The organism is Rhizobacter fulvus, assembly GCF_964020785.1.
In genome coordinates, this window is sequence record NZ_OZ224516.1 from 3,991,537 (window position 1) to 4,007,022 (window position 15,486).

Genomic DNA, 15,486 nt, shown 5'->3' on the forward strand with positions numbered 1-15,486 from the left:
CATGAAGTTCATCCACCTTGCCGGCGCGCTGGCCGCAGTCGGCCTGTTGCTCGGCGGCTGCGCCAGCACCGCCGTCGACGCGCAGTGGCGCAGCACCGAGCTGCCCGTCGGCTACCTGCGCGGCGCCACCGTACTCGTCAGCTGCGAGACCGGCGAACTCGTGATCAAGCGCATCTGCGAGGACCAGGTCGTCGCCGACCTCTCCGCGCGCGGGGTGCGTGCGCTGCTGCCTTCGCCTGGCGATGCGGTGCCGGCGCCGCCAGGCGGCACCGTCGACATGCAACGCCTGCCGGCGGCGCGACGCAGCGGCGCGCGCGCGGTGTTCAGCGTCGGCATCGGCCTGGCGTCGCAGAGCGTCAGCCCGGGCTTCACGATCGGCATCGGCGGCTTCGGCTTCGGGCGCCATTCGGCCGGCGGCATCGGCGTGTCGGCACCCATCGGCGGCGGGCAGGTCAGCCAGGGTTACGCGGCGAACGCGCGCGTGACGGACGTGGCCTCGAGCCGGCTGATGTGGACGGCCCGTGCGAGCTCGCCGCCGTCGTCCGACGTCAATGGCCAGCTGGCCGAGCTGTCACGCAGCCTGCTCGACGCCGCCGGGGGCGCCGGCCTGTTCTGACGCGGGCGTCACGGTGCCGGCGGGCTGCCGGGCGTGACGACGTCGATCGTCTTCTCGATCACCTTGCCGGTCACCTTCAGGCCGGTCGAGACGACCGCTCCGGTGACCGAGATCGCCGCGCCCGCGGCGGCGCCGGCGATCGTCACGACGGCGCAGCCGCCGAGCGCAGCGGCCAGCACGATCGCCAGGAGCGCTCTATACACCCACATCGTCGATCTCGCGGTACACATCGCGCAGCCACATCTTGACGCGCTGGCGGTCCATCATGCCGAGGCCGCCGCTGTTCGGCTCCTGCGGGTTCTTGGCCTTCCAGAAGCTGCTGCTGCCGGCGTCGATCTTCTGGATCACGCCGTCGTGCAGCTTCTTGATCGAGACGATGCGGGCGCCGAATTCCAGCGCGCGCTGCTGCTGGCCCGACTGCTCGAGCACCGAGAAGTCGTTGCCACGCACCTGGTTGCGCACCAGCACGTACTTCAGGCCGGTGCCGAAGCGGTCGAGCAGGCGCTGCAGCAGGTCGACCGAGTCCTTGCCCGAATCCATCACGTGCCAGTAGTGGATCGTCATGCCCATCTCTTCGGCCATGTTGACCAGGCCCACATCGTCCATCCACCTGACCAGTGGCTCGTGCGTCTGCGCCGCCAGGTCGACCAGGATGCGGCGCTCGGGCTGTTCGGCGGCGGCCTCGACGATCACATCGAGCGCCTCGTAGTGGTCCATCACCACCGGCGAGGCATAGCCGGCGTAGAAGCGCATCAGCGCGCCATGGGAGCGGTCGGTGTCGAACCCGAGGAACGGGATGTTCTTGTCGATCATGTACTGCGCCAGCACGCGCGCGGTCAGCGATTTGCCGACGCCGCCTTTTTCGCCGCCGATGAAATGGATGTGCGCCATCTGTTCAGTTCCTTTGGGTGTGGCCGATTCTGCATTGTCGCGGGTCAGCAAGATCCGAACCCGAGCGGGCGTCGCGCGGGTGACGCGAGGCGCTTCGCGTCAGTCGCGTCAGTCGCGGCGGTCGCGGTCGGCGAGGCCGGTCAGGCTGACGAGCGCGGTCAGCGCGAGGGTCCAGCCGCACGCCGATTCGGCCCAGCTCAGCAGCCGCAGCAGCGGCGTGCCCAGCCACCCTTCGAGCTCGGGCGCAAAGGCGCCGCGCACCGGGGCCCAAAGCCGCTCCTGCTGCAGGTCGGCGAGCGGCAGCAGTGCGTCCAGCGAATACAGCAACGGCTGGAACGTCGGCATCGTGAGCGGCAACTGCGCGCAGTCGGGGCGGCACGCGGCGAGGCGGGGGGCCGCGAGCAGCAGCGCCGGGCTCGGGGCGAAGCGGTCCGCCGCCGACCAGTACGCGGCGCCGCACAGCGCCCACGCGACGATCGCCCAGCCGAGCAGCCGCCACGGCCGCTGCCCGTACCCGGCAAGCGCGCCGAACAGCGCGTGCATCCCGCTTCGCACTGCGCGCGCCGGCGTGGATGTGTCGCGACCGATGGCGCCGATCGCCCGCAGATGCTGCTCGCGGCGCAGCGCCAGCGTGCGGGCGGCGGCGCGGTGCCCGCTCGCACGCAGCACGGCGATGGCGCGACGCCAGGGGTCGGGCCTGAAGTCGCGGTCGACATGGTCGCCGTGCTGGCGCACCAGCCAGTCGAAACGCATCGCGGCATCGGTCGGCGCGTCGGAGCCGAAGCGCCGGTAGACGAAGCCGTCGAGCACATGGTGCTGGCCCCAGGTGCCGGCATCGTCGCTGAGCGCGCCGACCCGCGCGTCGGCGAGCGACGCCCCCTGCAGCGGGTTCTGCAGCCGGCGCATCGTCAGGGTGCCTTCGATCCGGGCGCGGTCGAGCCGCAGCGCGGCGCCGTCCACGCCCCAGCCGGCGTCGCCGACCGCGTCGAAGTCGGCCCCGCTCAAGTCGAGGTCGCCGCCGATGCGGGTCTGCTGCAGGCGCACTGCGCCGGCGGCCGAGAACCCTGCATCGAGCATGACGTGGCCGGCCACGACCGCGCGGTCGAGGTTCAGCGCCACGCCGCGCGCGCCGGCGGCATTGACGTCGGCGGTCATGCGCGCGGTCGCGGCGCGCAGGTCACCGTCGATCCGCGCCGACACGAGCCGCAGCTCACCGATCGTCTCGGCGCCGCCGAGCAGCTTGAAGTCGCCGCCGATCTGCGCGCCATCGGCCACGAAGGTCTGGCGCCAGGCGTGCGCAGCGCCGTCGTCGCCCATGCACAGGCGCTCGCCGTCGAAATCGCCGCCGATGCGGGCCCGTGCGATGCGGATGGCGCCGTCGACGTTGCAGCCGGCGTTCAGCGCCAGGTCCCCGTCGACGTGGCAGCCGTCGGCGAGCAGCCCCGGCAGCGCGCAGTCGCCGAAGCTGAGACTGCCGCGCACCTGCGCGCCGCCCAGCTGCGGCGGCGTCGCGAAGGTGCAGCGGAACAGCCACAGGCTCAGCGGCAGCGTCGCATCGATCAACTCGAGCCGGCCGACCACGCAGGCGCCCATGATCTGCAGCTGGCGCCCGACGACCGGCGCGCCAACGCCGCCGCCGCGCGCCATGAACGCGAGGAACTCGCCGCGCAGCTTGACCTCGGGCGTCGGCCCGCGCGGGCGGCGGTAGCCGACCTTGGCGATGCCCCCGGCGGCAGCCGCGCGCAGCACCAGCAGTTCGGCCAGCAGCAGCGGTTCGAAATCGGCGAGGGAGGTCGGGGTGCCCGTCACCACCGCGAAGCCTCCGATTCGCACGTCGGTCGGGGCGGCAAAGTCGGCATCCCCCGATTCTGAGGCCGATGTGCGTTTTGTCACATTTGCCGTCCCCCGCAACTGCGGGGTTCAGCGCGCGTGCAACTTTAGGCCGAGATCGGCGACGGGTGGCGCCTGATGCGTGCGAGCAGGCACAGCCGGTATCGGTCGTGGCGCGCTGTCAGCCGCGGCCGACGAACGGCATCTTGGTCGCCATCACGGTCATGAACTGCACGTTCGCTTCCAGCGGCAGGCTCGCCATGTGCACGACCGCGTCGGCGACGTGCTTCACGTCCATGCGCGGCTCGACCATCATCGTGCCGTTGGCCTGCGGCACGCCGGTGGTCATGCGCTGGGTCATCTCGCTGGCGGCGTTGCCGATGTCGATCTGCCCGCAGGCGATGTCGTGGGCGCGGCCGTCGAGCGAGGTCGCCTTGGTCAGGCCGGTGATCGCGTGCTTGGTGGCGGTGTACGGCGCGCTGAACGGACGCGGCGCGTAGGCCGAGATCGAGCCGTTGTTGATGATGCGGCCGCCGCGCGGGCTCTGCGTCTTCATCAGCTTGAACGCCTGCTGGGTGCACAGGAAGACCGCGGTCAGGTTGACGTCGACCACCGCCTTCCACTGCTCGACGGTCAGCTCGTCCATCGGGATCGCCGGCGCGCCGGTGCCGGCGTTGTTGAACAGCACGTCGAGCCGCCCGAAGGCCTGGCGTGTCGTCTCGAACAGCGCGGCGACCGCCGCGGCATCGGTGGCGTCGGTCGGGACCGGCAGCGCGTGCTCGGCGAGCGCACCGGCCAGGGCCTTCGTTTCGTTCAGCGCGTCGGCGCGGCGGCCCGCGAGCACGACCTTGTAGCCGGCGGCGAGCAGGGCGAGCGAGGTGGCGCGGCCGATGCCGCTGCCGGCTCCGGTGACCATGGCGATCTTCATGGGGCAATCTCCGAGGGGGGCGGAAGGGCGCCGCCCGCCGCGTCGCCGTCGGAGGCGACGAAGCAGTCGGCGAAGGTGAAATACAGCGAAGCGTAGTAGACGACCGCGACGACCGCGGAGATCGGCAGCGTGATGCTGAGCAGCAGCTGCGGCTGGCCCAGCACCGCGAGCAGCAGGCCGCCGAGCATGCCCAGGCCCATGATCCAGGCGAGCCAGATCAGGCTGTGGACGGCGAACGCGCCGCGATTGCGCCAGCATGCGATCGTGCTCGAGAACAGCGCCTTCGCGCAGCCGTGGCCGTCCCAGTAGACGAGTGCCGGCGCGTGCCAGAACGGCACCGCGAGCAGGCCGGTCAAGGTCAGGCGCAGCAGCAGCTCGAACAGCGCGCTCGGGCTGGCAGCCAGCGTCGGCGGCGCGCTGGCCGCGCCCGCGGCGCCGGACGGGGCGGACTGGATCAGCACCTCGGACGTGCCGTCGTCGATCAGTTCGCCGAGCAGCATGATCAGCAGCAGCGCCGACGCGTAGATCATGCCGAGCTGCACCAGCGCGATCACCCGCGGCCGCGCCGCGCGCCACGGCGCGGCGAACACGCTCCAGGTCGGCGTCCCGCCGTCGAGCACGGTGCGGGTCGCGATCATGAAGCCGAGCGACACCAGCGGCACCAGCGGCAGCGCCAGCAGCACCAGCATCGGCAGGATGTTGACGAGCACCATGCCGGCGAGCACCGGGATGAACAGCCCGCAGAACGCGACCGGGTGGCGCGCGAACGCCTTGAATCCCTGGCGCACCCACAGCGCCCCTTGGCGGGCTGGAACGGTCTGAAGTCTCATGCAGTCTCGGGTTCGGGGCCGGCCGGATGCCACGGCGTGTCGACGCTTTCGCGCAGCACACGTTCGAAGTGGTCGGGGTCGTGGGCCGTCAACAGGGTGGCGTCGCGCGGCAGGTGCAGGTCCCACAGGCGCGACAGCCAGAAGCGGAACGCGGCCGCGCGCATCAGCGCCGGCACCAGTCGACGCTCGCCGCCGGTCAGCGGCCGCACCGCGGCGTAGGCCGCGACGAGCGCGGCAGCACGCGCCTCGTCGAGGCGGCCGGAAGCGAGGTCGATGCACCAGTCGTTCAGGCACACCGCGAGGTCGAACAACCAGGTGTCGACGCCGGCGAAGTAGAAGTCGAACAGGCCGCTGAGGCGGTCGCCGTCCGGGCCGTCGTCGAACATGACGTTGTCGCGGAACAGGTCGGCATGGATCGCGCCGCGCGGCAGTGCCGCGTAGGCCGGCGTCGCGGCCAGGTGCTGCTGGAATGCCAGCTCGCTCTCCATCAACGCGCGCTGCGTATCCGTCAGGAACGGCAGCACGACCGGCACCGTCTCGCTCCACCATGCCAGGCCACGCAGGTGCGGCTGCTGCATCTCGAAGTCGGCGCCGGCCAGGTGCAGTCGCGCCAGCATCGCCCCCAGGCTCGCACAGTGGGCCGCGTCGGGGGCGAGGTGGTGGCGGCCGGGCAGGCGGTCCACGACGGCGGCCGGCTTGCCGTGCAGCCTGTGCAGGATCGCGCCGCTGGCATCCGCATGCGGCGCGGGCACCGGGATGCCGCGCTCCGCGAGGTGCTTCATCAGGTGCAGGTAGTACGGCAGCTGTTCGAAGCCGAGCCGTTCGAAGATCGTCAGCACGTAGCGCCCGCGCTCGGTGTCAACGAAATAGTTGGTGTTCTCGATCCCGCTGCGGATGCCCTGCAGCGTCTTCAGTTCACCCAGGCCCAGGCGCGCGACGAGCGAGGCGGCGTCGGTGTCGGAAACGTCGGTGTAGACCGCCACGACTCAGAAAGCGAGCACGTTCCAGACCCGCTTGCCGATCGCACTGGTGGCGCCGCCGGTGCCGTCGACCGACTCGCGCCCGCTGCGCCCGACGATGATCTCGTAGCTCTTCGTGGTGCCGACCTTCGGCGTCACGACCACGTGCGTGACCTGGCCGCGCACCCGCAGTTCGTCGATCCGCGAGCCGTCGTCCTCGATCACGGTGTGCTTGACGTTCGGCTCGCCGCGCTCGGTGGCCCCCGCGGGCAGCGGCTGGACCGCCGCCGGCGCGGTCTGTGCCCACGCGGGCGCGCACATGCACAGGAGAGCCAGGGCGAGGGTCGGGTTCATCCGGCCATTCTAGGGCGGGCACCGGCCGGCGCCGGGCGACGCTGCTTCACAATGACGCCATGAGTGACAAGACCTTGCTGCTGGTCGACGGATCCAGCTACCTCTACCGTGCCTACCATGCGCTGCCCGACCTCCGCGGGCCCGGCAACGTGCCCACCGGCGCGCTGCGCGGCGTCGTCTCGATGCTGAAGCTGCTGCGCGAGCAGCACCCCGCCGCGCTCGGCGCGTGCGTGTTCGACGCCAAGGGCCGCACCTTCCGCGACGACTGGTACGCCGAGTACAAGGCCCACCGCGCCGCGATGCCCGATGACCTGGCCGCGCAGATCGAGCCGATCCACGAGGCTGTCAAGCTCCTCGGTTGGCCGGTGCTCTCGGTGCCGGGCATCGAGGCGGACGACGCGATCGGCACGCTGTGCAAGGTCGCCGCGGCCGCGGGCTTCAACGTGATCGTGTCGACCGGCGACAAGGATCTGGCGCAGCTCGTCGACGACCGCGTGACGCTGGTCAACACGATGAGCAACGAGCGGCTCGATCCGGCCGCCGTGCGCGAGAAGTTCGGCGTGGCGCCGGACCGCATCGTCGACTACCTGACGCTGGTCGGCGACACCGTCGACAACGTGCCGGGTGTCGAGAAGGTCGGCCCCAAGACCGCCGCCAAGTGGATCGGCGAGTACGGCTCGCTCGACGGCGTGATCGCCGCCGCGCCGACGATGAAGGGCGCCGCCGGCGAGAACCTGCGCAAGGCGCTGGACTGGCTGCCGCAGGGCCGCCGCCTCGTGACCGTCGCGACCGACTGCGACCTGACCGGCCATGTGGCCGACTGGCCGGCGTTCGAATCGCTGGCGTTCGCACCGATCGATCCGGTCGCGCTGTCCGCGTTCTACGACCGCTACGGGTTCAAGAGCATGAAGCGCGAGCTCGAACCGGCCGGTGCCGCGCCCGCAGCGGCGCCGACCGTGGCCGCGCCGACGATCGAGAAGAAGTACGAGACCGTGCTGACGATGGACCGGTTGCGGGCCTGGATCGCGCAGATCGAGGCCGCGTCGCTGACCGCGATCGACACCGAGACCGATTCGCTCGACCCCATGCGCGCGCAGATCGTCGGCATCTCGCTGGCGACCGAGGTCGGCGAGGCCGCCTACATCCCGCTGCGCCACACCTATGCCGGCGTGCCCGACCAGTTGCCGATCGACGCGGTGCTGGCGGCGCTGCGGCCGTGGCTGGAGAACCCGGCCGCCGCCAAGCTCGGCCAGAACATCAAGTACGACACCCACGTGTTCGCGAACGCCGGCATCGCGGTCCGGGGCTACGCCCACGACACGATGCTGCAGAGCTACGTGCTCGAAGCGCACAAGGCGCACAGCCTAGAAAGCCTGGCCGACCGCCACGTCGGCCGCAAGGGCCTGAGCTACGAGGACCTGTGCGGCAAGGGCGCGCACCAGATCCCGTTCGCGCAGGTGGCGATCGACATGGCCGCCGACTACTCGTGCGAGGACAGCGAGATGGCGCTGCACGTGCACCGCACGCTGTGGCCGCAGATCGAGGCGAACGCGGGGCTGCGCACCATCTACGAGCAGATCGAGATGCCGACCAGCGAAGTGCTGGGCCGCATCGAGCGCACTGGCGTGCTGATCGACGCGGCGCTGCTGGCGCGCCAGAGCCAGCAGCTCGCCGAGCGCATGGTCGCGCTCGAACAGCAGGCCTACGAGCTCGCGGGCCAGCCATTCAACCTCGGCAGCCCGAAGCAGATCGGCGAGATCCTGTTCGGCAAGCTCGGCCTGCCGGTCAAGAAGAAGACGATGAGCGGCGCGCCGAGCACCGACGAAGAAGTGCTCGCCGAACTCGCCGCCGACTACCCGCTGCCGGCCCGCCTGCTCGAGCACCGCAGCCTGTCGAAGCTGAAGGGCACCTACACAGACAAGCTGCCGCTGATGGTCAACCCGGCGACCGGCCGCGTCCACACCAACTACGCGCAGGCGGTGGCGGTGACCGGGCGGCTGTCGAGCAACGACCCGAACCTGCAGAACATCCCGATCCGCACCGCCGAGGGCCGGCGCGTGCGCGAGGCCTTCATCCCGCCGCCGGGCCACTCGATCCTGAGCGCCGACTACTCGCAGATCGAGCTGCGCATCATGGCCCACATGAGCCGCGACCCGGGGCTGCTGAAGGCCTTCGCCGAGGGCATCGACGTGCACCGCGCAACCGCCAGCGAGGTTTTCGGCACCGCGCTGCCCGAGGTCAGCAACGAGCAGCGCCGCTACGCGAAGACGATCAACTTCGGGCTGATCTACGGCATGGGCGCGTTCGGCCTGGCGCAGGCGCTCGGCATCGAGCGCAGTGCGGCGGCGACCTACATCGAGCGCTACTTCGAGCGCTTCGCCGGCGTGCGCCGCTACATGGACGAGACCAAGGCCTCGGCGCACCAGAAGGGCTATGTCGAGACGCTGTTCGGCCGGCGCATCTACCTGCCCGAGATCAACGGCGGCAGCGGCCCGCGCAAGAGCGCGGCCGAGCGCCAGGCGATCAACGCGCCGATGCAGGGCACCGCGGCCGACCTGATCAAGCTCGCGATGATCGCGGTGCAGCGCACGCTCGACGACGAGCAGCGCGCGACCAAGGTGATCATGCAGGTGCACGACGAACTGGTGTTCGACGTGCCGGCCGAGGAGCTCGACTGGGCGCGCGCCGAGGTGCCGCGCATCATGGCCTCGATCGCGTCGCTGGAAGTGCCGCTTCTGGCCGAGGTCGGGGTCGGCGCCAACTGGGACGAGGCGCATTGACCGCGATCCACGGCGGGGCGGCGGCTGACGCCGAGGTCGAGCCGCGCTATGGCTGGGTCGTCGTCTGGGCGAGTTTCGTCGCGCTCGCGGTGATCTTCGGCGTCGTCTACTCGTTCGCGGCTTTCTTCGAATCGTTTGCCGGCGCGTTCGGCGCCAGCCGCGCCGGCGTGTCGCTGGTGTTCGGCCTGTCGGGCCTGCTGTACTTCGTGCTCGGCGCGTTCGGCGGCATGCTGGCCGACCGGTTCGGGCCGCGCGTCGTCACCAGCGCCGGCATGCTGTGCATCGCCGCCGCGCTCGGCGCCGGCAGCGTCGCGCAGTCGATGCTGCAGCTGACGCTGGCATACGGCATCGGCCTCGGGATCGGCGTCGCGCTGGTCTACACGCCCGCGATCGGCTGCGTGCAGCCGTGGTTCACGCGCCGCCGCGGCCTGGCGGCCGGCATCGCGAGCGCGGGCATCGGCGCCGGCACCTTCGGCGTACCGTTGCTCGCGGCTGCGGCGATCGCGCAATGGCAGTGGCGCGGCGCGATGTGGGCGCTGGCGGCCGGCGTGCTGGTCATCGGGCTCGGCGCGACGCTGCTGCTGCGTCGCGCACCGGCGGCCGCGCGCCGCGCCGACGGCAGCGTGCCGGGCACGCCGCTGGTGCAGGCGCTGCGCAGCCGGTCGTTCATCTGGCTGTATGCGATGTGCGTGCTCGCGGCGCCGGCGATGTTCATCCCGTTCGCACACCTGTCCGCGGCGGCGCGCGACCTCGGCATCGGCGATGCGCGCGCGGTCGGCCTGGTCGGGCTGATCGGCATCGGCAGCCTGGTGGGACGCTTCGCGATCGGCGCCATCGCCGACCGCATCGGCCGGCCGCGCACGCTGATCGGCGTGCAGGCCTCGCTCGGGCTGGCGATGCTGCTGTGGCTCGCGGCCGGCGGCTACCCGGCGCTGGCGGTGTTCGCGTTGTGGATGGGGCTGAGCTACGGCGGCATCGTCTCGCTGATGCCGGCGCTGTGCATGGACCTCTACGGCGCGCGCGCGGTCTCGTCGATCATCGGCACGCTGTACACCGGCGCGGCGCTCGGCAACATCGCCGGGCCGTGGCTGGCGGGGCGGGTGTTCGATGCGCAGGGCAGCTACGCCCCGGTGATCGCCGGCTGCGCGGCGCTGTCGCTGCTCGCGACGCTGGCCACCTGGCGCGCGCTGCGGCGCTGAACCGGCAGGAGCGCACCACCGTCAGGCGTGCATCATCTCGCGCACCTTGCGCGCCAGCTCGGTGATCTCGAACGGCTTGGTCAGCACCGACATGCCGGGCTCCAGGTGGCCGTTGCCGACCGCGGCGTTCTCGGCGTAGCCCGTGATGAACAGCACCTTCAGTGCCGGCCGCGAGACGCGTGCCGCATCGGCGACCTGGCGGCCGTTGATGCCGCCGGGCAGGCCCACATCGGTGATCAGGAAGTCGATGCGCCGGCCCGTCTGCAGCACCTGCAGCCCCGCCTGTCCGTCCGGTGCGCTCAGTGCGCGGTAGCCGGCCTCGACCAGCACCTCGGTGATCAGCGTGCGGATCGTTGCCTCGTCCTCGATCACCAGGATCGTCTGGCCCTCGCCTTCCTCGATCTCGGCCTCGTCGGGACGCGGCGCCTCGTCCTCCGCGGTGCCCACGAAGCGCGGCAGGTACAGGCACATCGTCGTGCCGTGATCCAGCTCGGAGTAGATGCGTACCTGGCCGCCCGACTGGCGCACGAAACCGTAGACCATCGACAGGCCCAGGCCCGTGCCCTGGCCCAGCGGCTTGGTGGTGAAGAACGGATCGAACACGCGCTTGATCACCTCGGAGGTCATGCCGCTGCCGGTGTCGGTCACGCACAGCGAGATGTACTGGCCGGGCGGCAGCTCGCGCTCCGCGGCGGCGCGGTCGTCCAGCCATTTGTTGGCGGTCTCGATGGTCAGGCGGCCCCCGCCGGGCATCATCGCGTCGCGTGCGTTGATGCACAGGTTGAGCAGCGAGTTCTCGAGCTGCGACGGGTCGATCCGGGTCGGCCACAGGCCGCCGGCGCCGACGACTTCGAGTGTCACGCTCGGGCCGACGGTGCGGCGGATGAGTTCCTCCATGCCCGCGATCAGCCGGTTCACGTCGGTCGGCTTGGGATCGAGTGTCTGGCGGCGCGCGAACGCCAGCAGCCGCTGCGTCAGCGCAGCGGCGCGGCGCACCGCGTCCAGGCCCATCGAGATGTAGCGCTCGTTGCCCTCGAAACGCTGCTGCTGCAGGCGTTTCAGCAGGATCTGCAGGCTGCCGCCGATGCCGGCCAGCAGGTTGTTGAAATCGTGCGCGATGCCGCCCGTCAGCTGCCCGACCGCCTCCATCTTCTGCGCCTGGCGCAGCGCGTGCTCGGCGACCATCAGGTCGCGGGTACGCGAGTCGACCATCGCCTCGAGATTCTCGTTGGCCTCGCGCAGGCGCTGCTCGCTCGCGCGCAGCGCGGCGGCGCTGCGCAGGCGTCCGTCGACGCCGCGGGCGCGTTCGGCCACGTCGCGCAGCAGCGCCAGATCGTCGGCGGACCAGTCGCGCGTCCGGGCATCGTTGACGAACAGCACCGCGACCAGCCGGCCCTGCTCGACCACGGGCATGTTGAGGAACGAGCGCGCGCTGCGGTCCTCCAGTGCGGCGGCGGCGTCCGCGGTGCGCGGATCGCGACGCACGTCGTCGATCGTCACCGGCTCGCCGGCCTTCAGCGTGTCGATGAACGAACCGTACGCACGCAGGGGGAGCGTGCCGGCGAGGCTGTCCACGCCCGGGGCGGTCCAGTCGCGTACGACATGCAGCGTCTCGGCCTCCGGGTCGATGGTGCCGTAGCCGGCGCGGCTCACGTGCAGCGTCTCGCCGAGGAGGCGGGCCGCCTCGTAGCCGGCGGTGTCGCTGGAATCGGCATCGCGCAGTCGATCGCTCAGGCGCGCCAGCGCGTCGCGCCGCCGGTCGGCGCGCCAGCGACGGGTCACGTCGCGCATCACTGCGAGCGTGCCGGTGGTGTCGCCGCTCGCGTCCTTCAGGTCGGAGACGATCGATTCCACGTGGATCTCGGAACCGTCGGCCAGGTGATGCACGCTGACCACGCCGGCGCGACGCTCGCCCCACGGCATCTCCAGCCCCTCGCTCACCACCGTCTCGGCATAGACGTCGCCGCGGGTGCGGCCAAGTGCAGCGGCCGACGCGATGCCGTAGCGCAGCTCGGCGGCGTTGTTCATGTAGATGATGTGGCCGTTGTTGTCGAACGCGAACACCGCGTCCTCCATCTGCGACAGCACGTCCTGGCGCATCCGGTTCGAGGCGGCATGCGCGCTTTCGAGGGTGTAGATCTCGTTGTTGACGATCAGCGCGTCCACATCGCCGCTGTGGATCGAGTGCAGGGTGTCCTCGAGTTCTTGCAGGCGGTGCCGCAGTTCCTCGTTCTCGGCGTTCAGGCGGGCGGAGTCCGGGCCGTTCATGTCGCGCCCCCGGTCAGGCGGGCCAGGCCGAGCGTCACGCGCAGGCGCTCGGTGTCGGAGAGGTCGCCGATCAGGCGCCGGCGCGGCAGCGGCGTCAACCGCACCAGCGTGGGCGACGCGATGATCTGGTCGGCGCGCGCGGCCTCGACGTTTTCCGCGATGTCCAGCACGTCGAGCCGGTGCGCGCCCGGGAGGTATTGCTCGAAGAAGCGCCGGGCGTTCACCATCGCCCGGGAGGACGCCGGCGATGCCGAGATGACGTACAGACGAAAGGTCTGCTGCGGGCTCGGGGCCTGCACCGCCGGACTGGCTGCCGTCGCGGGCGGGTGGCGTTGCGGCACGGTTCAGCCCGCCGGCTTGACGTCGAGCCCCACCAGCACGCGCTCTTCGTTGGAGAGGTCGCCGATGATCTTGCGCAACGGCTCCGGGAACTTGCGCACCAGCGTCGGCACTGCGAGGATCTGGTCTCCCGCGGCGAGCTTGGGATTCACGAGCAGGTCGATCACCTCGATGCTGTAGCGGCCCGCCAGGTGTGTCTCGCACAGGCGCTTCAGGTTCTCGAGCGCGGCGACCGAGCGCGCGGTGCTGCCGGCCACATAGAGCTTCAGCTGCCACTCCGGACGTGGCGCGCTGGCAGACTTGCGCGGCTTCGGTGTGGTGGCGGTCGCCATTTCAGGCCTTGCGTCGACCGGTGATCGCCTGGGTCTTGCCCCGGGCCGCCGCGATCTCGCGAGCGCGCGACGAGCTCGATTCGGCCTCGAACTTCTCGCGGGCGATCGCGAACTCCACCTCGCCGGCGCGCTCGTCGGCTTCCAGCCGCATCGCCGCGATCTGCGCATCGAGCGCCTTGCGCCGGTTGGCCAGGTCACGCAGCCGGCGGTCGTGGTCGCGGCCGCGCAGGTCGTTTGCCGCGCTCAGCTGCGCCTCGTGGGCGATGCGCGCGGTGCCGGTGAGCACCTGGTCGCCGAACAGGTAGACGTCGACCAGGTCGACGCCGTGGTCCGAGAAGACGAACTCGCGCACCTGGTTCGAGTGCGGCATCCCACGGGACTTGAGCACCTGCAGCGTGCGCGTGCGCTCGCCGTTGACGGCGACGTTGGCCAGCAGCAGCCAGGTGTCCATCAGCGACGAGACGCCGACCTCGGAGGATGCCAGCGCGGCCGCACCGTTGTCGGAGGTCAGCGAGGTGAACATTGCGGTCGTGTTGCTGGTCTTCAAGAAGTCGATCAAACGCATCAGCGTGAGCTTGAGCCCGCCGTCGTCACCTTGCGAGGTGAGGTTGCTGATCGGATCGACGGCCACCACCGCGGGCCGGATCTCGTTGACCAGGTCGTACATGTGGACGAGGTGCTGCTCGAGGCCGTGCAGCGTGGGCCGCGTCGACTCGATGCGCAGCAGGCCCTTGCCGACCCAGCGACGCAGGTCCAGGCCGATCGACTCCATGTTGCGCAGCATCTGGCTTTCGGATTCCTCGTACGCGAACAGCAGCGCGCGTTCCCCGCGGGCGCAGGCGGCGTCGACGAAACTGGCCGCCAGGCTGCTCTTGCCGGTGCCCGGTGCGCCCGAGACCAGCACGCTGCTGCCGCGGTACACGCCGGCGCCACCAAGCATCTCGTCGAGGCCGGCGACGCCGGTGGGCACGCGCTCGCGCGGTGCCGCATGCTGGAGCTTGAGCGAGGTGATCGGCAGCACCGAAATGCCGTGCTGGCCGATCAGGAACGGGTATTCGTTGGTGCCGTGCCGCGAGCCGCGGTACTTCACCACCCGCAGGCGGCGGGTCGAGATCTGCTCGTGGATGCGGTGGTCGAGCAGGATCACGCAGTCGGCCACGTACTCCTCGAGTCCATAGCGACTGAACGTGTTCTCGCCGCGCTCCGCGGTGATGACGGCGGTGACACCCTTGTCCTTCAGCCATCGGAACAGGCGCCGCAGTTCGGCGCGCAGGATCGCGTGGTTGGGCACGCCCGCGAACAGTGCCTCGACCGTGTCGAGCACGACGCGCTTGGCGCCTATCGAGTCGATCGCGTGGCCCAGGCGGATGAACAGGCCCTCGAGGTCGTACTCGCCGGTTTCCTCGATCTCGCTGCGCTCGACGCGCACGAAGTCGATCGCGATCTTCTTCTGGCGCTCCAGCTTGACGAGGTCCCACCCGATCGACGCGACGTTCGCGGCAAGTTCGTCTGCGGTCTCCTCGAACATCATGAAGACGCCGGGCTCGTCGAACTGCATCGCACCGCGCACCAGAAACTCGGCTGCGAGCATCGTCTTGCCGCAGCCGGCGGCGCCGCACACCAGCGTCGGCCGGCCGCGCGGCAAGCCGCCGCTCGTGATCTCGTCGAGCCCGGTGATGCCGGTGAGGCTCTTGGCCAGCCCCTCGGGGGCTGCAGCGGCAGACTTGTTCTTCGCAGGTTTGGCCATGCGGCGCGATCGTCCCGGTCGGGGAAAGATGGCCGAAATTTATCGCCGGCCCGGTCGACCGTCGACCGGGCGCTCGCGCAACGCCCAGTAGGAGCCTTCCTACAGGGCCGCCCGGGCTACGGCAGCCGAGCCTCGGCGCGCATCTGGTCGCAGACGTTCTTGCCGGTCTGGGTGAGCTGCAGCGTGCCGCCGTTCCATTCCAGCCAGTAGAGCGCCACGTAATCGGCGATCAGCGCCTCGCTGACGAGATCGGCGCGGCGGCGTTGCAAGGCGGCGACTGTTTCGAGCAGCTCGCGGCGCAGTGCGTCCGTACGGGTCGGGGCAGGGGTTGTGATCAAGGCACCTCCGTGGTTGCCGGACGTTAGCACCGTCGTATGACGTTCAGGGGGCGATTTGCCCGGTGTTCCGCCCGC

General features: G+C 70.8%; 15 protein-coding genes. 3 read left to right on the forward strand and 12 right to left on the reverse strand.

Translation table 11 applies throughout. The features are described from left to right. Window position 1 precedes the first annotated feature (1 nt). On the forward strand, window positions 2-616 hold the full coding sequence (locus ACWH49_RS19000; protein WP_448172882.1) for a hypothetical protein: 615 nt from the start codon (window positions 2-4) through the stop codon (window positions 614-616). Window positions 617-624: 8 nt separating this feature from the next. On the opposite strand, the gene ACWH49_RS19005 is transcribed toward ACWH49_RS19000, so the two are convergent. From ACWH49_RS19005 to ACWH49_RS19035, 7 genes are all read right to left on the reverse strand, one after another. After that, on the reverse strand, window positions 625-819 hold the full coding sequence (locus ACWH49_RS19005; protein WP_448172883.1) for a hypothetical protein: 195 nt from the start codon (window positions 817-819) through the stop codon (window positions 625-627). Further along, entirely contained in the window at window positions 812-1,507 is a 696-nt protein-coding gene (locus tag ACWH49_RS19010) for a mobilization protein (RefSeq protein ID WP_056467646.1), read from the reverse strand. The genes ACWH49_RS19005 and ACWH49_RS19010 overlap by 8 nt, the downstream gene beginning before the upstream one ends. A gap of 108 nt (window positions 1,508-1,615) precedes the next feature. Further along, a complete protein-coding gene (locus tag ACWH49_RS19015; protein WP_448172884.1) occupies window positions 1,616-3,316 on the reverse strand; it encodes a hypothetical protein in 1,701 nt (566 codons plus the stop codon). Between the two features lie 202 nt (window positions 3,317-3,518). Next, window positions 3,519-4,265, reverse strand: coding sequence for an SDR family oxidoreductase (locus tag ACWH49_RS19020; protein WP_056467654.1), 747 nt, complete (start codon window positions 4,263-4,265; stop codon window positions 3,519-3,521). After that, window positions 4,262-5,095 (reverse strand): BPSS1780 family membrane protein, encoded by an 834-nt coding sequence (locus tag ACWH49_RS19025; RefSeq protein WP_448172885.1) that lies wholly within the window; start codon window positions 5,093-5,095, stop codon window positions 4,262-4,264. The genes ACWH49_RS19020 and ACWH49_RS19025 overlap by 4 nt, the downstream gene beginning before the upstream one ends. Next, on the reverse strand, window positions 5,092-6,078 hold the full coding sequence (locus tag ACWH49_RS19030) for a homoserine kinase (protein WP_448172886.1): 987 nt from the start codon (window positions 6,076-6,078) through the stop codon (window positions 5,092-5,094). Before ACWH49_RS19030 ends, ACWH49_RS19025 begins: the two co-directional genes overlap by 4 nt. 3 nt (window positions 6,079-6,081) lie before the next feature. After that, on the reverse strand, window positions 6,082-6,408 hold the full coding sequence (locus ACWH49_RS19035) for a hypothetical protein (RefSeq protein ID WP_448172887.1): 327 nt from the start codon (window positions 6,406-6,408) through the stop codon (window positions 6,082-6,084). A 59-nt stretch (window positions 6,409-6,467) separates the two neighbouring features. Here ACWH49_RS19035 and polA point away from each other — a divergent pair, with 59 nt between their 5' ends. After that, window positions 6,468-9,188 (forward strand): DNA polymerase I, encoded by a 2,721-nt coding sequence (gene polA / locus ACWH49_RS19040; RefSeq protein WP_448172888.1) that lies wholly within the window; start codon window positions 6,468-6,470, stop codon window positions 9,186-9,188. After that, window positions 9,185-10,387, forward strand: a complete 1,203-nt coding sequence (locus tag ACWH49_RS19045; RefSeq protein WP_448172889.1) for an MFS transporter — start codon at window positions 9,185-9,187, stop codon at window positions 10,385-10,387. The genes polA and ACWH49_RS19045 overlap by 4 nt, the downstream gene beginning before the upstream one ends. Before the next feature lie 21 nt (window positions 10,388-10,408). Here ACWH49_RS19045 and ACWH49_RS19050 read toward each other — a convergent pair whose 3' ends face one another. From ACWH49_RS19050 to ACWH49_RS19070, 5 genes are all read right to left on the reverse strand, one after another. Beyond that, a complete protein-coding gene (locus tag ACWH49_RS19050) occupies window positions 10,409-12,655 on the reverse strand; it encodes an ATP-binding protein (protein WP_448172890.1) in 2,247 nt (748 codons plus the stop codon). Beyond that, window positions 12,652-12,996, reverse strand: coding sequence for a circadian clock KaiB family protein (locus ACWH49_RS19055; RefSeq protein ID WP_448172891.1), 345 nt, complete (start codon window positions 12,994-12,996; stop codon window positions 12,652-12,654). The genes ACWH49_RS19050 and ACWH49_RS19055 overlap by 4 nt, the downstream gene beginning before the upstream one ends. A gap of 3 nt (window positions 12,997-12,999) precedes the next feature. Continuing rightward, a complete protein-coding gene (locus tag ACWH49_RS19060) occupies window positions 13,000-13,326 on the reverse strand; it encodes a circadian clock KaiB family protein (protein WP_448172892.1) in 327 nt (108 codons plus the stop codon). A gap of 1 nt (window position 13,327) precedes the next feature. Next, window positions 13,328-15,073, reverse strand: coding sequence for a circadian clock protein KaiC (gene kaiC / locus ACWH49_RS19065; protein ID WP_448172893.1), 1,746 nt, complete (start codon window positions 15,071-15,073; stop codon window positions 13,328-13,330). 116 nt (window positions 15,074-15,189) lie between these two features. After that, window positions 15,190-15,411 carry a hypothetical protein gene (locus tag ACWH49_RS19070; protein ID WP_056467682.1) on the reverse strand — a complete coding sequence of 74 codons (222 nt, stop codon included), beginning with the start codon at window positions 15,409-15,411 and terminating at the stop codon, window positions 15,190-15,192. Window positions 15,412-15,486: the final 75 nt, after the last annotated feature.